24 protein-coding genes are annotated in these 22,361 nt (G+C 68.8%); 14 read left to right on the forward strand and 10 right to left on the reverse strand.

Annotated elements, in window-relative coordinates:
- Nucleotides 1–406: 406 nt before the first annotated feature.
- Nucleotides 407–1,420: a hypothetical protein gene (locus ACFOSH_RS19745; RefSeq protein WP_378240449.1), complete on the forward strand. Its 1,014-nt coding sequence runs from the start codon at nt 407–409 to the stop codon at nt 1,418–1,420.
- An 81-nt stretch (nt 1,421–1,501) separates the two neighbouring features.
- On the opposite strand, the gene lexA is transcribed toward ACFOSH_RS19745, so the two are convergent.
- A complete protein-coding gene (gene lexA, locus ACFOSH_RS19750) occupies nt 1,502–2,218 on the reverse strand; it encodes a transcriptional repressor LexA (RefSeq protein WP_378240450.1) in 717 nt (238 codons plus the stop codon).
- Nucleotides 2,219–2,537: 319 nt separating this feature from the next.
- Here lexA and ACFOSH_RS19755 point away from each other — a divergent pair, with 319 nt between their 5' ends.
- The 3 genes from ACFOSH_RS19755 (at nt 2,538) to ACFOSH_RS19765 (ending at nt 6,676) form a co-directional block, all read left to right on the forward strand.
- Nucleotides 2,538–3,032, forward strand: a complete 495-nt coding sequence (locus tag ACFOSH_RS19755; protein ID WP_378240451.1) for a LysM peptidoglycan-binding domain-containing protein — start codon at nt 2,538–2,540, stop codon at nt 3,030–3,032.
- 301 nt (nt 3,033–3,333) lie between these two features.
- A complete protein-coding gene (nrdR, locus tag ACFOSH_RS19760; RefSeq protein ID WP_037304189.1) occupies nt 3,334–3,822 on the forward strand; it encodes a transcriptional regulator NrdR in 489 nt (162 codons plus the stop codon).
- 34 nt (nt 3,823–3,856) lie between these two features.
- A complete protein-coding gene (locus ACFOSH_RS19765; protein WP_378240452.1) occupies nt 3,857–6,676 on the forward strand; it encodes a vitamin B12-dependent ribonucleotide reductase in 2,820 nt (939 codons plus the stop codon).
- A 112-nt stretch (nt 6,677–6,788) separates the two neighbouring features.
- Here ACFOSH_RS19765 and ACFOSH_RS19770 read toward each other — a convergent pair whose 3' ends face one another.
- The 3 genes from ACFOSH_RS19770 to ACFOSH_RS19780 are packed head-to-tail and all read right to left on the reverse strand — an operon-like array spanning nt 6,789 to nt 8,998.
- Nucleotides 6,789–7,085: a DUF1330 domain-containing protein gene (locus ACFOSH_RS19770; RefSeq protein ID WP_378240453.1), complete on the reverse strand. Its 297-nt coding sequence runs from the start codon at nt 7,083–7,085 to the stop codon at nt 6,789–6,791.
- Between the two features lie 33 nt (nt 7,086–7,118).
- Nucleotides 7,119–8,543: an MFS transporter gene (locus tag ACFOSH_RS19775; RefSeq protein ID WP_378240454.1), complete on the reverse strand. Its 1,425-nt coding sequence runs from the start codon at nt 8,541–8,543 to the stop codon at nt 7,119–7,121.
- Nucleotides 8,540–8,998, reverse strand: a complete 459-nt coding sequence (locus tag ACFOSH_RS19780) for a MarR family winged helix-turn-helix transcriptional regulator (protein ID WP_378240455.1) — start codon at nt 8,996–8,998, stop codon at nt 8,540–8,542. Before ACFOSH_RS19780 ends, ACFOSH_RS19775 begins: the two co-directional genes overlap by 4 nt.
- Nucleotides 8,999–9,155: 157 nt before the next feature.
- Between ACFOSH_RS19780 and ACFOSH_RS19785 the strand changes: the two genes are divergently transcribed.
- Together ACFOSH_RS19785 and ACFOSH_RS19790 are read left to right on the forward strand one after the other, a co-directional pair.
- Nucleotides 9,156–10,154, forward strand: a complete 999-nt coding sequence (locus ACFOSH_RS19785; RefSeq protein WP_378240456.1) for an outer membrane protein assembly factor BamB family protein — start codon at nt 9,156–9,158, stop codon at nt 10,152–10,154.
- Nucleotides 10,144–10,806 (forward strand): hypothetical protein, encoded by a 663-nt coding sequence (locus ACFOSH_RS19790; RefSeq protein WP_378240457.1) that lies wholly within the window; start codon nt 10,144–10,146, stop codon nt 10,804–10,806. Before ACFOSH_RS19785 ends, ACFOSH_RS19790 begins: the two co-directional genes overlap by 11 nt.
- Here ACFOSH_RS19790 and ACFOSH_RS19795 read toward each other — a convergent pair.
- Nucleotides 10,794–11,150 (reverse strand): DoxX family protein, encoded by a 357-nt coding sequence (locus tag ACFOSH_RS19795; RefSeq protein WP_378240458.1) that lies wholly within the window; start codon nt 11,148–11,150, stop codon nt 10,794–10,796. The genes ACFOSH_RS19790 and ACFOSH_RS19795 overlap by 13 nt on opposite strands.
- Nucleotides 11,151–11,266: 116 nt before the next feature.
- Between ACFOSH_RS19795 and ACFOSH_RS19800 the strand changes: the two genes are divergently transcribed.
- A complete protein-coding gene (locus tag ACFOSH_RS19800; RefSeq protein ID WP_378240459.1) occupies nt 11,267–12,340 on the forward strand; it encodes a helix-turn-helix domain-containing protein in 1,074 nt (357 codons plus the stop codon).
- A gap of 14 nt (nt 12,341–12,354) precedes the next feature.
- Entirely contained in the window at nt 12,355–12,873 is a 519-nt protein-coding gene (locus tag ACFOSH_RS19805; RefSeq protein ID WP_378240460.1) for a hypothetical protein, read from the forward strand.
- A 26-nt stretch (nt 12,874–12,899) separates the two neighbouring features.
- Here the strand turns inward: ACFOSH_RS19805 and ACFOSH_RS19810 are convergent, their stop codons facing one another.
- Together ACFOSH_RS19810 and ACFOSH_RS19815 are read right to left on the reverse strand one after the other, a co-directional pair.
- Nucleotides 12,900–13,949: a DUF2293 domain-containing protein gene (locus tag ACFOSH_RS19810; RefSeq protein WP_378240462.1), complete on the reverse strand. Its 1,050-nt coding sequence runs from the start codon at nt 13,947–13,949 to the stop codon at nt 12,900–12,902.
- A complete protein-coding gene (locus ACFOSH_RS19815) occupies nt 13,939–14,547 on the reverse strand; it encodes a CGNR zinc finger domain-containing protein (protein ID WP_378240463.1) in 609 nt (202 codons plus the stop codon). Before ACFOSH_RS19815 ends, ACFOSH_RS19810 begins: the two co-directional genes overlap by 11 nt.
- Between ACFOSH_RS19815 and ACFOSH_RS19820 the strand changes: the two genes are divergently transcribed.
- On the forward strand, nt 14,501–14,899 hold the full coding sequence (locus tag ACFOSH_RS19820) for an SRPBCC family protein (protein WP_378240542.1): 399 nt from the start codon (nt 14,501–14,503) through the stop codon (nt 14,897–14,899). The two genes, ACFOSH_RS19815 and ACFOSH_RS19820, sit on opposite strands and share 47 nt — an antisense overlap.
- On the opposite strand, the gene ACFOSH_RS19825 is transcribed toward ACFOSH_RS19820, so the two are convergent.
- Entirely contained in the window at nt 14,900–15,487 is a 588-nt protein-coding gene (locus tag ACFOSH_RS19825) for a TetR/AcrR family transcriptional regulator (RefSeq protein ID WP_378240464.1), read from the reverse strand.
- A gap of 92 nt (nt 15,488–15,579) precedes the next feature.
- Between ACFOSH_RS19825 and ACFOSH_RS19830 the strand changes: the two genes are divergently transcribed.
- On the forward strand, nt 15,580–16,236 hold the full coding sequence (locus tag ACFOSH_RS19830) for an FMN-dependent NADH-azoreductase (protein ID WP_378240465.1): 657 nt from the start codon (nt 15,580–15,582) through the stop codon (nt 16,234–16,236).
- A complete protein-coding gene (locus ACFOSH_RS19835; RefSeq protein ID WP_378240466.1) occupies nt 16,236–16,550 on the forward strand; it encodes a DMT family transporter in 315 nt (104 codons plus the stop codon). Before ACFOSH_RS19830 ends, ACFOSH_RS19835 begins: the two co-directional genes overlap by 1 nt.
- A 70-nt stretch (nt 16,551–16,620) precedes the next feature.
- On the opposite strand, the gene ACFOSH_RS19840 is transcribed toward ACFOSH_RS19835, so the two are convergent.
- Nucleotides 16,621–18,627, reverse strand: a complete 2,007-nt coding sequence (locus tag ACFOSH_RS19840; RefSeq protein WP_378240467.1) for a prolyl oligopeptidase family serine peptidase — start codon at nt 18,625–18,627, stop codon at nt 16,621–16,623.
- Nucleotides 18,628–18,744: 117 nt separating this feature from the next.
- Here ACFOSH_RS19840 and ACFOSH_RS19845 point away from each other — a divergent pair, with 117 nt between their 5' ends.
- The 3 genes from ACFOSH_RS19845 to ACFOSH_RS19855 are packed head-to-tail and all read left to right on the forward strand — an operon-like array spanning nt 18,745 to nt 20,635.
- Nucleotides 18,745–19,677: a neutral zinc metallopeptidase gene (locus ACFOSH_RS19845; protein WP_378240469.1), complete on the forward strand. Its 933-nt coding sequence runs from the start codon at nt 18,745–18,747 to the stop codon at nt 19,675–19,677.
- Nucleotides 19,674–20,156: a hypothetical protein gene (locus ACFOSH_RS19850; protein ID WP_378240470.1), complete on the forward strand. Its 483-nt coding sequence runs from the start codon at nt 19,674–19,676 to the stop codon at nt 20,154–20,156. The genes ACFOSH_RS19845 and ACFOSH_RS19850 overlap by 4 nt, the downstream gene beginning before the upstream one ends.
- Before the next feature lie 47 nt (nt 20,157–20,203).
- The gene (locus tag ACFOSH_RS19855; protein ID WP_378240471.1) at nt 20,204–20,635 is read left to right on the forward strand and encodes a CBS domain-containing protein; all 432 of its coding nucleotides are present in this window, start codon (nt 20,204–20,206) and stop codon (nt 20,633–20,635) included.
- A gap of 81 nt (nt 20,636–20,716) precedes the next feature.
- Here the strand turns inward: ACFOSH_RS19855 and ACFOSH_RS19860 are convergent, their stop codons facing one another.
- Entirely contained in the window at nt 20,717–22,282 is a 1,566-nt protein-coding gene (locus ACFOSH_RS19860) for a DUF4139 domain-containing protein (RefSeq protein ID WP_378240472.1), read from the reverse strand.
- Nucleotides 22,283–22,361: the final 79 nt, after the last annotated feature.

The following is a 22,361-nucleotide window of genomic DNA, read 5'->3' on the forward strand; positions in this document are numbered from 1 at the left end:
CGCCACCACACGAACCAGCCCAGTCCGCCACCTCTCCCTCACCCCAGCCGCCTGACCAGAGAAAACCAACAGCATCGTTGGATGACCGGAAATCCACACAGTCCTGTCGTGACCGGACCGGTCACGACGGTCGGACAGGGAGGGTGTGTGGAAATAGGGACGTTGAGCGTCCCTATTTCCACACACCCCTCACCCTGAGTGACACCTAGCGTCCTCGCCGGACACGTCGACCCGGCACCGTTGCCCTACCCGCCACTAGAACCGTCCTCACCACTCACGAGCCGCTATCCGCTGAAAGTGGGCTACGCGACATTCCGCGCCATCTCGGCGTTCGCACCGAACTGCGCGCCGTCCCGGACGTCTCCGTAGTGTGGGGCTTCAGGGGTTCCACGGTACGGAGGTGGATGTGCGGGGGCTTATCGCGACCGTGGTCGTGCTGTCGGCGTTCTTCGGCGGGACGGCTCCCGCCGTGGCACAGGAAGTCCCGGCCCCGCAGCCGGTGTGCAAGAACAGCGACTCCCGGCTCAGTGAGCTTTCCGGCCTGGTTTCCGACGGCGAGCATCTGTACGCGCTCAACGACGGCGGAACCAAGACGCAGGTCTTCGTGCTCGGCCGCGACTGCAAGGTCCAGAAGGTCATCTCGTCCTCGACGGATCCATACGATCCCGAAGACCTCGCCCGCACCGCGGATGGCACCTTCTGGCTTTCCGACACCGGCGACAACCGCAAGCGGCGGGACACGGTCGCGCTGATCTCGCTGACCCCGCAGGGCGAGGCGAAGATCCACCGGCTCACCTATCCCGACGGGCAGCACGACGTCGAAGCGCTGATCATGGATCGTTCGGGCACGCCGTACCTGATCACCAAGGACATGTTCGGCGACTCGAAGGTGTACCGGCCGACCGGGCCGCTCACCAGCCCTGGCCCGACCCCGCTGGAAAACGTCGGATCCTTGCAGATCAAGGAGACCTCGACGCCGGGAGGGCCGGTCGCGTCGATCGGGACGATGACCGTGACCGGGGCGGCGTCGATGGCCGACGGTTCGGTGGTCGCGTTGCGGACCTACACCGACGCCTATCTCTACGCCGTCACCGACGGGGACCTGAAGAGCGCGCTGCAGCGCGAACCCGTGCGGGTGCCCCTGCCGAACGAGAAGCAGGGCGAGGCGATCGCCTTCGATCCGGACGGGACCCTGCTGTCCGGTGGGGAGGGCGTCGGAGAGCAGATCCGCGCGGTGAAGGGCGCGGCGGCACTTGCCGTGGACGCGGCCAAATCCGAGGGCAGCACGTCGGGCGGGACGTCCGCGGCCGGTGGCACGAGCCAGGGATCTGATTTCCCGTACGTGCAGGTCGGTATCGCCGCGATCGTCGTGATCGGCGGCCTGCTGGTGGTCGGCAGGCTCCGCAAACGCCGCGCCTGACCGAAGCTCGCCGAGCCTGACCCGGGCCTCGAACGGCCCGGGATCCCGGCGCACTCCGGCTTGGACTACGGCGGCTCTCGGCTACAGCCGGCGCAGAACGGCGACGACCTTGCCGAGGATCGTGGCGTCGTCACCCGGGATGGGCTCGTACGCATCGTTGTGCGGCATCAGCCAGATGTGGCCGTCCTTGCGCTTGAACGTCTTGACCGTCGCTTCGCCGTCGATCATCGCCGCCACGATCTCGCCGGGGTCGGCCGTGGGCTGCTGGCGCACGACGACCCAGTCGCCATCGGTGATGGCGGCGTTGATCATCGAGTCACCGGTGACGCTGAGCAGGAAGAGCTCACCCTCACCGACGATCTCCCGCGGCAGCGGGAAGACATCTTCGATCGCCTGCTCCGCCAGCACCGGTCCACCGGCGGCGATCCGGCCGACAAGCGGCACGTACGCGGCCTTCGCGGCCGACTGCGGCTGCTCGACGTCGATGCCCATCGGGTTGTCGTCCGTCGTGGCGAGCACCCCCACCGCACGCGGGCGGTTCGGGTCGCGTCGCAGATAACCCTTGCGCTGCAGGGCCTGCAACTGGTGCGACACCGACGAGGTCGAGGTCAGCCCGACCGCCTCGCCGATCTCACGCACACTCGGCGGGTAGCCGAAGCGGCTCACCCACAGTTTGATCACGTCGAGAACCTGCTGCTGCCGCACAGTCAGGGTCTCGTCCACCTCGTAGACCTCGGGCAAGGCGCGCACCTTACCCGAGCCCCTAGGCGCTTTCCCCGCCTTGCTCTCCTTAGCCACCGTCTCGCTCCTTCATCTCTGCGTCGCCTCCCAGTACGTCCGGTTCCCCGGACCGACTTCGCGTGTCTTCGCCGGTGGCGGACGATCTTCCCGCCCACGGCACCGGCGGCGTCCGCGCAGCAGACGCCCTGGTCAACGACGTTAGCCCGCCGGGACGATGATTTCAAACATCTGTTCGATGGACACGCCGTGTCGCTCGATTTTTGTCGGTGGAAGGTGGTACACATTCGCACGGGCGTTCGATAGAACGCGTGTTCGATCTTGGCCGCCGGGTTCGGGCCCGGCGCCGAGTGCGGCAAGGACTTGCGAGGAGGTTCCGATGTCGATTCTGGCCGATCGGGGACTGGCGCGGCCCAGTTCCCCCGGGTCCGTTCCGGCAGGGCTCACCAGGCCCGTGCGGGTGGTGCGAGGCAGGCGCGCCGAACCCTTGCGCCCGCCGACGAGGGCGCGGGTCGTGGCGGGCCGTCGTCCCGGCGTGGCCACTTCCTCCCCGGCGTGCCCGGCGCCCCGGCGGCTCCCGCTCCGGTGGCCGTCGCTCGTCGGGATGGCCTTGCTCGTCGCCGGGTTCGTCACCGGATTGGGTCTGATCCTGGCCGGTGTCCCGGGCGCCGCGGTGCCCCGGCAGACCACGACGGTGTCCGTTTCCACGGGGGAGACGCTCGCGGATCTCGCGGCGCGATTCGCGCCAGGTAGTGACACCGGCGCGGTCGTCGACAAGATCAAGGAACTCAATTCCCTGGAAGGCGCCACCCTCGTGCCCGGACTGCCGCTCACTGTCCCCATCGCGGCAGGTGTCGCGGAGGGCGGGAGGTGATCCTGAAGGCCGCTCTCACCCGTCGTGGGTGAGCTCCCCTTTCGTGTCTGATCGACCCGGCCGTTGCGCTTGCGTGCGTCCGACCTGCGATCTAGTCTCCACCGCTATATGTAGTAGTTACATGGCTGTAGTTGGTCCATAGCTTGGGGTAGACTCGGTACCAGTTGTCCACAGCTGGCCGGTGTTCACCCACCGGATGTCCACAGATCGATCCACAGGTCGATCTTTTCCGTCGTTGCGTGGCGACGGGAGCGGGCGTCCACTCGGGACCGGCCGGCGCGGAGGGGAAGGTGATCGGCGGATGAGGTGCCCGTTCTGCCGGCATGCGGACTCTCGGGTCGTCGACTCCCGAGAGGTGGACGAAGGTCAAGCGATCCGGCGGAGGCGCTCGTGCGCCGCTTGCGGCCGTCGCTTCACCACTTCGGAGACGATGGTGCTCGCCGTCGTCAAACGGTCCGGAGTCACCGAGCAGTTCAGCCGGGACAAGGTGGTCCGGGGGGTGCGCCGCGCCTGTCAGGGCAGGCCGGTCGACGACGACGCGCTGCAGCAGCTCGCGCAGCGGGTCGAGGAGTCGATCCGGTCGGCGGGGCTGGCGGAGATCCCGAGTCACGAGGTCGGCCTGGCGATCCTGGGCCCCTTGCGCGAACTCGACGGCGTCGCCTATCTCCGGTTCGCCAGTGTCTACCGCTCCTTCTCCTCGGTCGAGGATTTCGAGAAGGAGATCTCGGACCTTCGTGAGGCCATGGCTGCCGCACCGGACGAGAGCGATCAAGACGCGAAAGACGGCTGATGCCGCCTCCCGCGTGGGAGTGAGGGAAAGACCCATGACCGAGACCGTGGGAACAGGCAACCCGGCCACAACGCGGACGAGTGGGAAGAAGAAGCAGCAGGCCGGTGGGCTCACCGTGCGGCGCGTCTTCACCACCGAGGGCGTCCACCCGTACGACCAGGTCACCTGGGAGAACCGGGACGTCGTGATGACGAACTGGCGCGATGGCACGGTCAATTTCGAGCAGCGCGGCGTCGAGTTCCCCGACTTCTGGTCGGTCAACGCGACGAACATCGTCACCAGCAAGTACTTCCGCGGCGCCGTCGGCTCACCCCAGCGCGAGCAGAGCCTCAAGCAGCTGATCGACCGCGTCGTCCACTCCTACGTCAACGCGGGCCGCGAACACCGCTACTTCGCGAGCCCCGCCGACGCCGAGGTCTTCGAGCACGAGCTGACGTGGATGCTGCTGCACCAGGTGTTCAGCTTCAACTCCCCGGTGTGGTTCAACGTCGGCACGACGTCGAAGCAGCAGGTCTCGGCGTGTTTCATCCTTTCGGTCGACGACACCATGGAGTCGATCCTCAACTGGTACCGTGAGGAGGGCCTGATCTTCAAGGGCGGCTCCGGTGCCGGCCTGAACCTCTCCCGCATCCGTTCCTCGCGTGAGCTGCTGTCCTCCGGCGGCACCGCGTCCGGGCCGGTGTCCTTCATGCGCGGCGCCGACGCCTCCGCGGGCACCATCAAGTCCGGCGGCGCCACCCGGCGCGCGGCGAAGATGGTCGTGCTCGACGTCGACCACCCGGATGTCGAAGAGTTCGTGCAGACCAAGGCCCGCGAAGAGGAGAAGATCAAGGTCCTCCGTGACGCCGGGTTCGACATGGACCTGTCCGGTTCGGACATCGCCTCCGTCCAGTACCAGAACGCGAACAACTCGGTCCGCGTCTCCGACGAGTTCATGAAGGCCGTCGAGTCCCAGGGCGACTTCGGCCTGCGGTCCCGGATGACCGGTGAGGTCCTCGACCGGATCGACGCCAAGAAGCTGTTCCGCACCATCTCGCAGGCCGCCTGGGAATGCGCGGATCCCGGTCTGCAGTACGACGACACGATCAACGATTGGCACACCTGCCCCGAATCGGGCCGGATCACCGCGTCCAACCCGTGTTCCGAGTACATGCACCTGGACAACTCCAGTTGTAACCTGGCCTCGCTGAACCTGCTCAAGTTCGCCACCGAAGACGGCGGTTTCGACGCGCCGCTGTTCGCGAAGGCCGTCGAGCTGGTCATCACCGCGATGGACATCTCGATCTGCTTCGCCGACTTCCCGACCGAGGCGATCGGCGACACCACCCGCAAGTTCCGCCAGCTGGGCATCGGCTACGCGAACCTCGGCGCGCTGCTGATGGCGCTCGGGCACGCCTACGATTCCGACGGAGGCCGCGCGCTCGCCGCCGCGATCACGTCACTGATGACCGGCGTTTCGTACCGGCGCTCGGCCGAACTCGCCGCGGTCGTCGGGCCGTACGAGGGCTACGCGCGCAACGCCGAGGCGCACCAGCGGGTCATGCGCAAGCACGCCGCCGCCAACGAACTGGTGCGGACCCACCACGCCAACGACGCCGAGGTCCGCGCGCTCGCGACCCAGGAGTGGAAGCGCGGCATCGAACTGGGCGAGGCCGGCGGCTGGCGCAACGCGCAGGCCTCGGTGCTCGCCCCCACCGGCACCATCGGCTTCATGATGGACTGCGACACGACCGGCATCGAGCCGGACTTCTCGCTGGTCAAGTTCAAGAAGCTGGTCGGCGGCGGTTCGATGCAGATCGTCAACCAGACCATCCCCCGCGCCCTGGCCGCGCTCGGCTACCAGGCCGAGCAGGTCGAAGCGATCGTCGAGTACATCGCCCAGCACGGTCACGTCGTCGACGCCCCGAGCCTGCGCCAGGAGCATTACGAGGTGTTCGACTGCGCGGTGGGGGAGCGGTCCATCGCGCCGATGGGGCACGTCCGGATGATGGCCGCGGTGCAGCCGTTCCTGTCCGGTGCGATCTCCAAGACGGTCAACATGCCGGAGTCGGCGACCGTCGAAGAGGTCGAGGAGATCTACTTCCAGGGCTGGAAGCACGGCCTCAAGGCGCTCGCGATCTACCGCGACAACTGCAAGGTCGGCCAGCCGCTGTCCAGCGGAAAGAAGGAGAAGGCCGAGCCCGAGGCCGAAAAGGTCGTCGAGTACCGGCCGGTCCGCAAGCGCCTCCCGAAGAAGCGCCCGAGCCAGACGGTGTCGTTCACCGTCGGCGGCGCCGAGGGTTACCTGCACGCCGGTTCCTATCCGGACGACGGGCTCGGCGAGATCTTCGTGAAGCTCGGCAAGCAGGGTTCGACCCTCTCGGGTGTGATGGACGCGTTCTCCATGTCGATCTCGGTCGGCCTGCAGCACGGGATCCCGCTGGAGTTCTACGTTTCGAAGTTCTCCAACCTGCGCTTCGAGCCCGCCGGCCTGACCGACGACCCGGACATCCGGATCGCCACCAGTGTCATGGACTATCTGTTCCGCAGGCTGGCGCTGGACTACCTGCCGTACGAGAAGCGTTCGCAGCTAGGCATCTTCACCGCCGACGAGCGCTCGGCACAGGTCGAGGCGACCTACGGCGCGACTCCCGCCGCGGAACCGGAGAACGTCGACATCGACGCCCTTCGGTCCACTGTGGACTCGTCGGCCGCGGCACCCGCCAAGGTGGCGCATTCGACGGCGGAACTGGTGGAACTGAACCTCGGCACCGCTTCCGACGCGCCGCTCTGCATGACGTGCGGCACCAAGATGCGGCCCGCCGGTTCGTGCTACGCCTGCGAAGGGTGCGGAGCGACCTCCGGCTGCAGCTGAAACGGATCGGGCATCGTCCGCATAGCCGGATGATGTGCGGCCTGGAAGGGGAGCCCGCCGTCGAGGCGGGCTCCCGGCAGGGTCCTTCAGTGAAGGTCCGGCTGGACGTCGGTCAGCCGATTCCTTCGACGACGCGGAAGTCGCGCTCGAAGCCGTCGGGGAGCGCGGCCAACGCCTTCTGATAGGCCGCACTCTCGTAGGCGGCGGCCGCCTGTTCGAAGCTGTCGAACTCGATCAGGACGACGCGCTCGGCGATTCCGGCTTCGTGTGCGACGACCCTGCTGCCACCGCGCGCGACCACCCGCCCGCCCGCGGCCTTGACGGCCAGACCAGCCAGTTCGTTGTAGGCATCAAGCCCCTCAGGGTCTGTGATGGCGGGGTAGACGCTGACCCAGTAGCCCTTGGGCATCGAACCTCCAGTGTTGGGATGAGTACATCTGACTTACGGGTTGGTCTTGGGCGAGCGTCGGCGGGCGAGAGCGAGGCTTGTCAGCGTCGTGATCGCCATGGCGCCGATGCCCACCAGCGCCGCGGTGGTGTAGGCGCTGTCGTCGGGGAAGAGGTGGCCGGGGCCGGTGCCCGCGGCGAGGATCAGGCCGCCGATGGCGCTGCCCAGGGAGTACCCGACGCTGCGGATGACGTAGTTGAAGCTCATGGCGCTCGACGTCTCGGTCTTGGGGGTGACGGCCAGGATGACGCCGGGCATCGCGGCCGAGAAGCCGCCGACGCCGAAGCCGAGCACGCCCATCGCCGCGAACAGTTCGGCCGGGTCCGACCGGGCCGCCGCGAACAGGGCGAACCCGCCTCCGACCACGACGGCGCTGCCGGCCAGGAGCAGGGGGTCGGCGATCCGCGTCCGGACCCACGGCGTGAGCTTGCCGGCGACGAACCCCAGCACCGAGAACGGGATGAGGACCAGTCCGGCGACGAAGGTGGTCAAGCCGAAGCCGTAGCCGGCGCCGTGCGGCGTCTGCGCGTAGCGGGTGACGAGCGTGAGCAGGAGGTACATGCCGATCCCGCCGACGAACATGGCGAGGTTCGCCCCGGCGACCGCCGGGTTCCGCACCGCCCGCACATCGACCAGGGGCGTCGTGCTGCGCGATTCGATGACGGCCCAGACGCAGAGCAGCACCACCGCGACGACGGCGAGGACCGCCGCCACAGCGAGGTGTCGACTCCACAGATTCCGTTCGCCGGCGAGGAACAGCACCAGGACCAGCGCAGCGGCCAGGACGACCGCGCCTGCCACACCCACGCGGGCGGAGCGGCCTTCGGGGGCTTCGGGCATGGAGCGCCACGCGGTCAGGAGGGCGGCGGCGGTGACGACCAGGCCGAGGCCGTAGGCGGCTCGTACTCCGCCGAGTTCGGCGAGCAGCGCGGCCAGCGGGTAGCCGACGCCGGCCCCGATGATCGAGACCACCGAGATCAGGGCGATCACGGCCGCGCCGCGTTCCTCGGGGAGGTGGTCCCGGGCCACGCCCATCATCAGCGCTGTCAGCCCGAGCCCGACGCCTTGGGCCGCCCTGCCGGCCAGTAGCCACGCGAACGGCAGCGGCAGCACGGTGAGCGCGCTGCCGGCGACGACGACCGCCAGCGTGGCGAGGATCGTGGCCCGCCGGTGCGGGCCGGCTCCGAGCCGGCCCAGGACCGGTGTGGCGACGGCGCCGCTGAGCAGCGCGACGGTCAGCGTCCACTGCGCGCTGCCGAGCGAGACGTGGAACGAGGTCGCCACGCTGGTGATGAGTGGCGCCCCGAGGCTGGCGACCGCCGCCACGACCAGGGCGATGAACATCAGGGCGGGGACCAGCAGCCGCGTCTCGGGACGCGGCACCGGGAACGCCTTCACCACGACCCGCTGCCTGGTCACTGCTTCGGCCCTTCGCGATCCTGGCCTTCGAGCTCTGCCAGATGCTTCAGCGCCGGAAGGGCCGCCACCAGCGCCTCGACCTCGTCGCCGGAGAGCTCGCCGATCAGCCGATCGAACGCGCGGACACCCGCCTGGCGCCGCGTCCGGACATAGGAGGCGCCGGCCTCGGTCAGGCACACCAGCGTGACCCGCTTGTCGGACGTGTCGCCCCGCCGCTCGACCAGGCCGGACTCCTCCATCACCCGGACCAGGGTGGTCATCGCGGGCTGGGTGACGCCCTCGACCGCGGCCAGATCGGTGATGCGCCGCGGGCCGGTCCGGTCCAGGGTGGCCAGGGTGGCGGCGGACGTCAGGCTCATGTCCCGGGGCAGGCGTCTCGCGGCCCTGGTGGCCAAGCCGTAGAGGGCCGCCCCGATGGCGGCGGACGCGCCAGGAGCGGTGTCGCGACGACTCATGCTCGAAGCATAGCAGCTTTATATTCATAGTTTATGTAAATGGAGCGTTCAGGCCGGCAATACCGCGCGATGCGCGTAAGTGCTCCGCGTCGGTATCCGGAAGCCTGCTTCGGCGAACTTTGTTGTGTGGTGGCCGGTCGGCTGCTGAACTGATCTCGTGTTCGACGTCCGCTGGGAACGGTCGCTGTGTCAAGCCGGTTCACCGTCCGCGATGGCGGTCACCGCGCGGCATCTGGTCGTGCACGAGCGGAGCACGAGAGTGGTCGGTCTCGAGCCCGCCGATGGTTCGGTGCGCTGGGACGTCCCGGTCGGGACGTGGCCGCGAGACGTCGTGATCGAAGGGCAGTACTGCCTGGTGATCCCCCAGAACGTCAGCCGATTGCGCTGCCTGGACGTCGAAACCGGGGAGGACGTCTGGCAGGTCGAGCCGGGCTCGTTCGCAGGGCATGTCGCGGTGCACGAAGACGTCGTCCTCGTGGGCGGCTGGCGCGGCTGCACGCCACTGTCCGCTGTGGACCTCCGCACCGGTGATGTGCGTTGGCGAGCGAAGGATCGCCGCGGCACGGCGCTTCCGGCCGCCACCGCTGACGGGTTCCTGATCGGCGAGCCGGGCGGCGACTCCGTGTGCTTGATCGACCGGGACGACGGCCGTGAGTCGGCCACCTGGTCCTTGCCGGGGCCACTCGTCGGACCCGACAGCGGGCCCGCCTTCGTCCCGGACGACGAGGGCGGCTTCCTGGTGCGGTGCGGCGATCGCTCGGTCGTCCGCGTCCGGCTGTCCGAAAGGAAAGCCGAGACACTGGTCCACGCCGAGCAAGATCTCTTCCCCCGCGCGGTGGAACGACGCGGTGGCCTGCTGTGGCTGGCCGAGCGGCGGGGTGGCTGCGCGGTGGTCGACGCGTCGGACGGGACAGCGCGCTGGAGGATCGACCACGACCGGCGATTCGTGCCCTCGGTCGCGTCCGTCGACGGCGGGTTCGTGATCGCCGACGAGGGCGGGCTTCTGTTCCGGATCGAGCAGGACGGCGCGGTCCGCGAGCGTGTCCGGATCACCCAGCGAATCAGGTGCCTTCGCGGTCAAGCGCCGTCGAGGCTGGTCCTGCTCACGAAAGGGTCTTTACTCGCTGTCGGGACTGGAGGCCTCGATGACCCTTGACGGCGGAATCGCCGATCCGTTCGGCACGCTCGGGCGAGCGCTGTGGATCTGCGGTGGCCAGTGGGCGGGGAAGTCCACCGTCTCCCGGCTGCTGGCGTACCGCCTCGGCATCACCGTCTACCACTACGACTTCCACGACGCGCGCGCCCACCAGGATCGCCGCGTGGCCCACCGGGGCCGCAAGGGTTTGCCCGTCGCGGATCCCGACCCGGACTCCGTCTGGGTGGACACCACGCCCGAACGGATGGCGGCCGACACGATCGCCGGGTTCCCGACACGGTTCGAGTGGGCACTGGACGATCTGCGTGCGCTTGTCTCCGGGCGCCCGATCCTCGCCGAGGGCTGGGGACTGCGCCCGGAACTCGTCGCGCCGCTCCTGGATTCGCCGCGGCGGATGATCGTCATGGTGCCCACCGATGACTTCCGTGAGCATCAGCTCCGAGTCCTGCCTCGCGCCGCCGCGGTGGTGCACCGGGTCAGCGATCCCGAGCGGGCGCAGCACAACCGGATCGAGCGAGATCGGCTTGTCGCCGAGGACGCCGTCCGGACCGCGAAAGGGCTCGGCATCCGGGTGCTGGAGATCGACGGCTCACGCGACGCCGAAGCGGTCGCGGACGTCGTCGCCGAGCACTTCGGTCCCTACCTGGCCTGAGCGAGATCGAGGACGAAGGTCGCCACCGCCAGCCCGAGGAAACCGGCGGGGAAGGCGATGTTGTAGAAGACACGGGCGCGCACATGGGTGGCGACGGCGCCGACGTAGAACAGCACGAGACCGACGGCCGCCGCGGTCCCGACGAACGGCACCCCGAGCAGACCGAGCAGCAGCCCGGCCGCGCCCGCCGCCTTCAGGGAGGCCAGCGGCGGGATCCAGGACGGGGGCACGTCGACTTCGGCGGAATTCTTGAGGACGAACGGGACACGCGCGAGGTCGGCGGCGGCGATCCCGGCGTTGATCACGATCGTCACGATGGCCACGGTCAGATAGGCGGAGGACATACTCCCCGGACGAGACCGGCGCCCGGAACGTGACAGCGGCCATGAACGTCGAGCGTGTCCGCAGGTGATGGACGCCCGACTTGACGAATGTGCGAAAATCGCACCACACTGGTCCGGTGGAATGGGCTGAAGTGGGCGAGCGCGTCCGAGAGAGCCGGCTGGCGGCCGGCCTGTCGCAGGCCGGTTTGGCGAGCGCTGTCGGTTTGGAGCGCACGAAGATCGCCAAGATCGAGTCCGGTGGTCGGCAGATCGACGCGCTTGAGCTGGCGAAGCTGGCTGCCGTTCTGCAGGTGCCCATGGGGCACTTCCTCCGCGAGCAGCCGCCGGTCCTGTCGCGGCGGACCAGCCTGGCCGATGACACGGACAGCGTCCTCTCCAGAGACTCGTACCGGTTGGAGGCCAAGCTGACGGCCTGGCTGGACGATGTCCGGCAAGTGGCCGCGCTTGACCTCCTCAGGCCGGGTAAAGCGGCTGTGTACGACCGCGCTGTCACAGATCCGCAGGGAGCGCGTGAGGCTGCCTTGTGGCTGAGAAGCCGGCATGGGCTGGGGCAAGAACCGATCCGGACGCTGGTGGCGGAGTGTGAACGGGCGGGGCAGTACGTTTTGGTGGCCGACCTCCCCGGGGACGGGGCCTCGCTGATCGACGGGGACTTCGGCGTGTCCGTCGTCAGCAGATTGGCCGATCCGGGCAGGCGCCGCGCGACGGCCGCCCACGAGTTGGGGCATCTGGTGCTGGGGGACGAGTACTCGACGGACCTCGGCGTATCGACTTCTCGTGAGGCCAGGGAGCGCGCCATCGACGCGTTCGCGGCGGAATTCCTGCTTCCGTCCAGTGTGCTGGAACAGGTGGCGAAGAGCGGCCTGCGTAGCGAACTGATCAAGCTGTCGGCGGTCTTCCGTACTTCGTGGTCACTAACGGTGCGGCAGGCGGGGCACGCCGGTCTGCTCGATGGGGATCGTCTGGGGAGATGGTTCTCCGACGCGCCGACGAGAGCGGAGCTCAGAGACGCTGTCGGATGGGTTCCACAGCCCGATCTCGAAGGGGTACGGGTTCCTCCCGGTTACGCCCACGCGGTGATGGAGGCCCTGCGGCAGGACTTCGTCACGCCCGCGAGAGCCGTTGAGCTCATGCACGGAGAGATCGAGATCGAGGACCTGCCGGGAGTCGAGACGGGCGCCGGCTCGTGACCGTTCACCGTCCCTTGGTTCTCGACGCGATGTGCCTGAATCACTTCGCGCGCGCGGACCGGCTGGATGTACTTCGGGATCTGCTCGTTTCCGATGAATGCCGAACGACTTATGTGGTCATCGAGGAACTGCGTCTTGGAGCGGCGGCTCATCCGGCTCTTCAGGATGCCTTGGAGCTCGAATGGATCAAAGTGCGTCGACTCGACACGATCCGCGAACTCGAATGTTTCGTGAAGTGGGCGGAAAGGATCGGAGCGGGCGAGCGGGATCGGGGCGAGGCCAGCGTTTTCGCCGTCGCGGAACTGGAGGGCTGTACCGCGATAACCGATGACCAGGCAGCGATCCGAGTGGCCAGGCGGTATGGCCTGGAGGTTCACGGAACAGTCTGGCTCCTGGCCCGAGCGTGCCAGGATGGGAAGCTGACCGAGGTGGCCGCTGGGAACCTCATCGACCTGGTCCGCGACACGGGCATGCGCTTACCCTGCACCGGCGCCGAGTTCGGCGAGTGGGCTCGTTCTCACGGTTTGCTGTGAGGTTCGCGCCCGGAACGTGACAGTAATCAGGAACGCCAGCGGTCGAGCACGGTTTCGATGGCGGAGTGGATGCGGTCGCGCGCGGCCTGCCGCTCCACGCCTGCCATGAGCAAGTCGTCGTAATCGGTGTCCAGGTGCCGGATCGAGGCGACGACGGCGAGGAACACCGCCCGTTCGGCCAGTTCCTGCCCGGCGGCGGAGCGGCCCACCCGGCCGCTGCCGCGCAGGCCCGCGTGTTCGGCGATGGCGCGTGCTCGGTCCGGCGGGCACCCGGGGAACATCTCGGTGATCGCGGTGAAGAACCGGGCGGTGAACTCGACGTCTTCCTGTGCGCGCCGCACGCGATCACGGCCGCGGCGTCGTTCCCGGACGTCCTCGTCGGCGAGGCATTGTTCCTCGGCGCTGCGCAACGCCGCGTCTTCGACCAGAAGCCCTTGCCGCTCACTGCGTTTCCGTGACCGGTTGAAGCGGGTGACCACGGCGGAAAGCCGGCTCGCCTTCTTCGCGCGGCGGGTCAGGGCGGTGTCGCCCGAGGGCAGGAAGACCAGATGCCCGAGGTCGGCGCAGTCGAGGCAGTGCGGCTTTTCGTTTTCCAGGAACAGCAGGTCGCCGGTGCCGCCGCAGTCGGCGCAAATCCAGTCCTTCAGCGCCACGGAGACGATGAGATCCGGCGCCTTCTTCTGCCGGGCGACGACTTGCGCTCGTTTGGCCTCGGACAGCCCCGGCATGATCCACTGCGTCCGGAACAGGGGGTCGAGGCCGGTCAGCTCACCCGAGGTGGCCTTCAACCGAGTCCGGTCGCGGGTGGCCCCGACGTGCTCGATCTCCGTGCTTTCGAGGGCTTTCCCCTTCGCCCATCGCTGAAGCGCGCCGAGCGTGAAGGTCAGCTTCTCCGCGTTCACCGGCAGCGCCTCGGACAGAACGGGGATCCGGCCCTGGTGCCAGGCGTTGAGGACCGGGTCCGGCAGCCAGCCGATCCCGGCAAGGACGTCGAGCGCGGTCACCGATTTCCGTTTGGACAGCAGCTTCTCCGCCGTCTCCACGACGCGCTGTTCCAGTTTCGCCTCACCTTGCATCGCCGGGAATCCTAGCGATCAGGCGGTTTCGGTGCGCGCGGTAGGCGCGGATCTTGGCGCGGTTGCCACAGCGCTCCATCGAGTACCAGCGGCGGTTGCCCGACCGTGAGGTGTCGAAGAACAGCAGGTAGCAGTCGTCCGCGGAACATTCGCGGACGCGGCCGGACCGTTCGCCCGCGACGAGGCCGATGGCGTCGCGGGCGACGGCGCCGAGGAGTTGTTTCCCGGTGACGGGCGGAGCCCAGGCGAGTTTCCGTGTCTTCGGGTCGGCGAGCGGCCTCGGGGTCGCCGCGGTCGCGCTGTTCAGCAGGGCGAGGTCGTCGTCCGACGGCGCTTCGCCCCGGGCGAGAGCGGGCGCGACGCGGTAGAACGTGTCCCGGAGTTCCTTGATCGCGGCGAGTTCGGCGGGCCGGATCCGGACGTCGGTCAGCGGGGCGGTCAGCGCCAGCCGGGAGCCGGTGAACCACTCGGCGAGGCCGGACGGCGTATGCGCGATCTCGTAGCGCTCGTACGGCCCCGGGCCGCCGGTCAGCATGAGTTCGAGGCTGAGGCTGCCCGGGAAGACGAAGGACGCGGGGTGGGAGGTCGGCGTGTCCAAGACGGTGGCGTATCCGCAGGAACAGGTTTGGGAGTATCTCTCGGGTCCGGGCTTGGCGGCCTGGCTCGGTGACGTGCGGTTGGAGCCGGAGAAGGGTGCTCCGTACGAGACGGCCGACGGTGTCGTCGGCGAGGTCCGCGGCTACCGCGAGGGCGAGAAGATCCGCCTCACCTGGCGGCCGAAGGACTGGGCCCACGAGAGCACGGTCCAGGTCGGGCTCCGTCCGGCAGGGCCGGGCAAGACGACCGTGGTCTTCCATCAGGAGCGGCTCGCCGGGCCCGAAGAGCGCACCGCGCAGCGTGAGCACTGGCGGGCCGTGATGAAGGTCGTCGTCGACGGCCTCGCCGGTTGATCAGGCCAGCGCTCGCCGCGCCTGCTCGCTCAACGCGTCGGTGATCCGTTCGGGGCTCAGGCCGAGTTCGCCGGTCTGGTAGAGGAAAACTTCCGGGGCGAGCGGCGCCAGCAGGATGTCGGCGAGCGCGTCCGGATCCTTCGCGCCCGCCTGCTCGGCGAGGAAGCGGACGTGGGTGCGCCACAGCCGGTACGGGCCGGTGGTGAACCGTGAATGCCCGACCTCGGTGCCGAGGACGAGATGCGCGTGCCGGGCCAGCAGGCCGGTCATCGCCGCGTAGAACGCCGCCAGCCGCTCGGCGGGTGGCGCGCCCGGGCCCAGTGGGGGAGGGCCGGTGAGCAGTCGCTCCTGCAGTTCCCGCTCGTGCTCGTCCAGCAGGGCGACGGCGATCGCCGAGCGGTCCGGGTAGCGGCGGTACAGCGTGGCGCGGCCGACTCCGGCGGCCTTGGCGATGTCCTCCATGGTGACGTCCGCGGCCGGACGTGCGGCGAAGAGCTCCTCGGCGGCCTTCAGGATCTTCGCGCGGTTACGGGCGGCGTCCGAGCGTTCTCGTCCCGGACCGGTCGCGAGCAGATCTTCTGTCGGCATGTGCGCAGCCTAGGGAATATCCGGACGCGTCGTCCACTTGTACCCCGCGAAGCAAGTGGACATCGTGTCCATTTCCTGGTCCGGGAGGCCCGATGAGCCACCTTCTCCACCTCGACTCCAGCGCCCGCAGCACCTCGTTCTCCCGCGAGCTGAGCGCTCGCTTCGCCGAGGTCTGGCGTGCCGCACACCCCGGTGCGGGCTACACCTATCGCGACGTGGCGGCCGCTCCGGTGCCGCCGATCGGCCAGGCCTGGACCGAGATCTGCGACGCCCTCCTCACCGCGGGGATCACTGATCCGGCCGGCTACGCCTCGGTGGTGAAGACGCCGGAGCAGCGCGAGGCCTGGGCGGTCATCGAGCCGTTGCTGGCCGAACTGCTCGCCGCCGACGTCGTGCTGATCGGGGCGCCGATGTACAACTTCTCGATCCCCGCGACGCTCAAACTGTGGATCGACCAGGTGACGTTCCCGAAGATGTCCTTGGCGGGCAAGGCTTTCGTGGTCGCGGGAGCGCGTGGTGGCACCTATCTGCCGGGTACGCCCCGGCAGCCTGTCGACCACCACGAGCGCTACCTGCGTGACTTCTTCGCCGGGCACTACGACGTTCGAGACGTCACGTTCCTGCATGCCGAACTCACGAACGCCCTCGTCGACCCGCGGCTGAGCCCGCGCGATCCCGACAGGATCGCGTCGCGGGAACAGGCGCTTCTGACGGCCGAGAAGGTGGCCGCGGCCGGAACGGAAGCCTGATGGGCTGGGGAATCCTGCTGGCGGCCGGAGTCGTCGAGGTCGCCTGGTCGCAGAGCATCAAACCGACGGAGAACTTCACCCGGCTCTGGCCGACCGTGCTGTGCTTCGTGCTCGGCGTCGCGGCGGTGTACCTGCTGTCGAAGGCGATGGACTCGCTCCCGGTGGGGACCGCGTACGCCGTCTTCACCGGCATCGGCGCGGTGGGCGCGATCGTCTTCGGCATCGTGATCCACAAGGACCCGCTCAGCTTCGGCCGCTTCGCCGCTATGGCGCTGATCGTGGGCGGGGTGGTGCTGGCTCGGGTGGCTGAGTGAGCCCCGAGTGTCATGAAAGGGTCGTTCAGGACGAAAAATGTCCTGAACGACCCTTTCATGACACGTGTCGTCAGGCGAGCTTCTCCCACAGGAATTCCAGCATCAGCGCCCACTTGAACGCCAGTTGCTCGTTGTCGGCCGCCGCGCCGTGCCCGCCCTCGATGTTCTCGTGGTAGCGCACGTCGTGACCCTGCTCCAGCATCCGCGCGACCATTTTGCGCGCGTGCGCGGGATGCACCCGGTCGTCCCTGGTGGAGGTGACGAACAGGACCGGCGGATACCCGGCTCCGCTCCGGACGTTCTGATACGGCGAGTACCTCCCGATGAAGTCCCATTCCGCCGGGTCGTCGGGGTCGCCGTACTCGGCCATCCACGACGCGCCCGCGAGGAGCTTGTGATACCGCTTCATGTCCAGCAGCGGCACCTGGCTGACGATCGCGCCGAACAGGTGCGGGTAGCGCGTGAGCATGACACCCATCAGCAGCCCGCCGTTGCTGCCGCCCTGGATCCCGAGGCGGGAAGGCTCGCTGATGCCGCGCTCGACGAGGTCGGCGGCGACGGCCGCGAAGTCCTCATAGACCTTGTATCGCTTCGCTTTGGTCACCGAGGCGTGCCAGTCCGGTCCGTATTCGCCGCCGCCACGGATGTTCGCGACGACGTACGTGCCCCCGCGCGACAGCCAGCCTCGGCCGATCACGCCGCTGTAGCTGGGGGTCAGCGAGACCTCGAAGCCGCCGTAGCCGGTCAGCAGCGTCGGTCCGCCCTCGGCGTCGGAGGGACGTACGACGAAGTAAGGGATCTTCGTGCCGTCATCGGACGTCGCGAAGTACTGCGAGACCGTCATCCCTTCGCTGTCGAAGAACGAGGGAGCGCGCTTGAGGACTTCGACGTCGCCGCCGATGTGCCCGTAGGTCAGCGTCGACGGCTGGGTGTACCCGCTGGAATCGAGCAGGTACTCGTCGCTGACGTCGGGATCGGTGCCGGTGATCTGTGCCGTGCCCAGTTCCGGGGCACCGGCGAGCGGCTGGGAGGTCCAGCCGTCCGACGGCGTGAGCACGCGCAGCTCCGTCCGGACGTCGGACAGCGTCGAGAGCAGCAGGTGGTTGTGCGTCCACGCCCAGTACTCCAGCGACGTGTGCGCGTCCGGCGTGAAGAGGGTCGTGAAGGTGCGCTCACCCGCCATGAACGCGTCGAACCCGGAGGCGAGCAAGGTGCCGGAGGGGTACGTCGTGCCTTCGAAGGTCCAGTCCGAGCGAAGCCGGATCAGCAGCCACTCGCGGTGCGAGGACGTCTGCGCGTCTTCGGGGACTTCGATCCGCTCCAGTCCGCCTGGCGTCCGGAGGTACCTCTCCGTGCGGTAGAAGTCGATCGACCGGTAGACGAAGTCGCGCTCCCAGCCCTCTGTCGGGTCATGGTGGGCGGACACCGAGACGTCGTCCGGCTTGCCCTCGAAGACCACCGTCGCCTCTTCGAGCGGGGTGCCGCGACGCCATTCCTTCGCCAGCCTCGGATAGCCCGAACTGGTCAATGTCCCGGTGCCGAAGTCGGTGCCGATGTAGACGCGGTCGCGGTCGATCCAGCCGATCCGGGTCTTGGCTTCGGGCACGAAGAACCCGTCTTCGACGAAGCGGCGCTCGTCGAGGTCGTACTCGCGGACCACGGTCGCGTCGGCGCCGCCCCGCGACAGTTCGACCAGCGCCCGGTGATAGCCCGGACGGAGGACGGCCGCGCCTTGCCACACCCAGTTCTCGCCGTCGGTCTCGGCCAGCGCGTCCACGTCGAGCAGGAGTTCCCATTCCGGCGTGTCGAGCCGGTACTGCTCGAGGGTGGTGCGGCGCCACAGCCCGCGGGGATGGGCCGAGTCCTGCCAGAAGTTGTACAGGTATTCGCCCCGGCGCCGGACGTACGGGATCCGGTTGTCGGCGTCGAGGACCTCGCGGACCTCGTCACGGATCCCGGCGAACCGCTCGCCGGTGGACAGTGCCTCCAGAGCCTCGGCATTGCGGGCTCGCACCCAGTCCAGCGCCTTTTCGCCGGTCACGTCTTCCAGCCACAGGTACGGGTCCTCGTCACTCATGCCGACAGTCTCGCCGGGACGCGCGTCCCGGCGCCACCAGGTGTCCGTTTACGGCGCGCGTCTTCGACTGGGGCGGCCTCCTCCGTATGCTGGGAGCTCGCACATTTGGGGGACACCATGACCGGCACCGACGAGGTACCCGGACCGTTCGCGCCTGCTCCACCTCGTCCCGAAAGCCCCCGCAACACCGGCGCCGCCGTGGTCGGCCTGCTCATCGTCGTCGCCTTGACCGCCACCGGGATGGCCATCGCGGGAGGGCCGCGGAAGATCGACGGCCAGGCCCTCCCGGCGTCCGGCACGTTCACCTCGGAAGGGGCGAAGGCGCCGGCCGGCACAGCGAAACCGGCGCCCAAGGAGGTGCGGGAACTGGAGACGAACCCGCTGCTGGCCGAGGGGATCGCCCTCGGCCAGGTCACCTGCCGCCTGCCGTCGATCAGTCGTGACCCCGCGAAGCTGGAGACCTACTACAAGACCTTCGCCTCCTGTCTCGCCGAAGCCTGGAAACCCGCCCTGGACCAGGCGAACGAGCCCATGTCGACGGTGACCGTGCAGGTGACCCTGCCCGAGACCAGCGCCTGCGGGAAAGCGCCGAGCGAGGACGAGGCCGTCGCCTACTACTGCGGAGGCGACACCACGATCTACGCGCCGACCCAGTGGATGCTGAGCGACGCGGGCCTCGAACGGTCCCGTCACCTCGCGACGATGGCCCACGAGTACGGGCACCACGTCCAGCGCTCCAGTGGGATCCTGTCGGCGGCCGCGGAGAAGATGTCGTCTCCGGACGAGGACTCGCCTGCCGACAAGGAACTCGTCCGCCGCATCGAACTGCAGGCGAACTGCTTCGGCGCCCTCGCCCTGGCCGCGGCCGCCGGGCGCGGGTCGATCAGCAGGTCACTGGCCGGCGCGGCGCTGGCGGACTACGGCCGCGCGGACGACAGCGACACCCACGGCAGCCGTCGTAACCAGCTGAAATGGGCGAAGGCCGGATTCTCCGGGAAGACGACGTCGGCGTGCAACACCTGGGCGGCGCCGGCCGCGGACGTCAAATGAGCGACGAGGTGATGGCCGAGATCAACATCGGCCTCCAGCTGCACATCTCCGGTGACCGGGCGGGAGCGCGGGAGAAGTTCGCGGCGCTGTGGGAATGGATCGGCGAGGACGGCGACCCGCTGCACCGGTGCGCGCTCGCGCACTACATGGCCGACGTCCGCGACGACCCGGCCGACGAACTCGCCTGGGATATCCGCGCGCTCGCGGCGGCCGATTCACTCACCGACGAACGTGCCAAGGAGTACCACGCGACCCTGGCCGTGCGCGGGTTCTACCCGTCGCTGCACCTGAACCTCGCCGAGGATTACCGCAAACTCGGTGATCACGAGGCCGCGAAGGCCCAGTGGGAGCTCGGGCGGGGCACCCTCGGCGCGCTCGGCGACGACCCCTACGGCCTAGGGATCATCGAGGCGTACGACGCGCTCGCCACCAGGCTGGGTATCGAATCGGACTCTCCGGACTTTCGCGCGGGCCGGTGAGGCCATAACCTGGAGTGACTCAGGTCACCCATCCGGGAGGAGCGCGTATGCGGATTTCCGATCTGTTGCGGAACAAGGGGGCGGCCGTCGCGACCGTCTCGCCGGAGACGAACGTCACCGATCTGCTCGAGAGACTCGCGGAGCACAACGTCGGTGCCCTGGTGGTCGTCGACGCCGAGGGCGAGATCGTCGGGATCGTCTCCGAACGGGACGTGGTGCGCCGGCTCAACGAGCGCGGGCCCCAGCTACTCGACGGATCGGTGGCCGGGATCATGACGAAGCTGGTCGCCAGCTGCACCCCCGAGGACTCGGTCGATCAGCTGTCGGTCCTCATGACCGAACGCCGGATCCGGCACGTCCCGGTCCTGGTGGACGGCAGGCTCGCGGGGATCGTGAGCATCGGTGACGTCGTGAAGACGCGGATGGAACAGCTGGAGAAGAGTCAGGAACAGCTGGAGGCGTACATCTCGCAGGGCTGATCCGCCTCCGGCAAGTGCTATGAAAGGTCCTTTCCTTGCAAAATTTGCAAGGAAAGGACCTTTCATAGCGTTCCCCAACGGCTACTCGCGCCACCCCGACAGCTCGACACCCTTCGCGACGTCCACCCGGTACCCGAGCGTCACGACGCCCTTCGCGCCCGGAGCGAGCGCCAGCCGCCAGGTGAACTTACCCAGCTCGGTCCGCTCCACCGGATCCGGCACGGCGCGGACGTCCCGGACCGTGATCGCGTCGTCCCGGGAGACCGGCGCCTGGTCCAGCACGGTCACGACGGCCTCGCGCGGGCTGTGGTTGACGATCGTGGTGTTGTAGGCGGCCTCCCGCTTGCGGACGCCGGACAGCGTCGCCTTGCTCGCCGTGCGGTGCGCGAGTTCGCGGTCGACCCGGATCCGGTCGTCCACGCCGAGGGCGAGTTCGAGTTCCTCACCCGGCGCCCAGACGTCGAGCCGCGTGGTGCCGACGAACTCCGTCTCGTGGAACACCGACGCCTTCCCCGGCCGCAGCGTGTGCTCCGAGGTGTTGACTACGGTCGCCCGCAGGAACGCCTCCGGTGACGCCGCCGGAGCGGTGATGTAGCCCAGTTTCGCCGTGAGGTCCAGGTGCGCGAGCGTCGTGCGGTGGCCCTGCGCTCCCGACGGCACCGCCACCGGGCGGCCCGGTCGGTAGGTGACCGCGGTGGTGCCCTGCTCGACGGACGCGGTCCGCGCCACCATCGCGGGCGCGGCGGGCGCCGCCATGCCCACCGCCTCAGGGATCCCGCCGCCCGCGGGCGACGCGCTGCCGTAAGGGGCGCGCGCCATCAACGGCTGGACCGGTCGCACGCGGTCGAGGAACCACGGTTCGAGTTCCGGCACCTCCACGGTGTTCGCCGGCCGCGCGGTGGACAGGGCCAGTTCGCATTCGGGCCAGTCCTCGCCGGTGTGCTGGGTGATCCGCCCGTACCAGGTCACCGCGACGTCTTCCCCGCGCACGCGCACGTCGTACCCCGGTTCCCAGCTGGCGTTCGCGACCACATAGGACAGCTCGAGACCGATTTCCGCGCCGTCTTCCTGGCTTTCCAGCTCGACCGTGACTGTCGCGCTGTCCACTTCGGACACGCCCTGCTTCGCTTCGATCTGCCGGTCCAGTGCCTTGAGGTCGTCACGGAGCCGGGCGAGGCGGATGCCGAGTTCGCGGCGTTTCCCCAGCGCCTCGGCCAGTTGGGTGCCGAGAGCTTCGGTGACTTCCGCGACCCGGGGCGGTTCCGCCGTGCCCGCGGCGAGCGCCTTCGCGAAGCTCTTGCCGCTGCGCGTCGCCAACCCTGTCAGGAGATCGACCTTCGCGGTCTCCGCCGAGACGGCGTCCGCGACCTCGTCGACCACCGCCTGATCGGCCCGGCGCTGTTCGGTCAGCGTGCGCAGGGAAGCGTCGGCGGGCGCGGGATGGCGCTCGACGGCGACGTCGACCCCGGCGATGACCGCCGGGCCGGAACCGGTGACCCGGACCGAATCGGTGTCCAGATTCCACGGCAGGCCCGCGAAGGCGAAGCGCGTTTCGCCGTCGAGACGTGCCGATGCCCGCCTCGTGATCCGGGCATGGTGCGAATAGACGGTGACGGCGACGATCGGTGCTTCCACGGTGCTGGGCATGCCTCCGACGTTAGTCTCTTGACACCCGTTCGGGGGGCCGGAAACCTCAGCTGGGTCTTGCCCGCCCGCCTTTGGGGGT

The sequence above is a fragment of the Amycolatopsis speibonae genome, assembly GCF_042647925.1.
GTDB lineage: Bacteria > Actinomycetota > Actinomycetes > Mycobacteriales > Pseudonocardiaceae > Amycolatopsis > Amycolatopsis speibonae.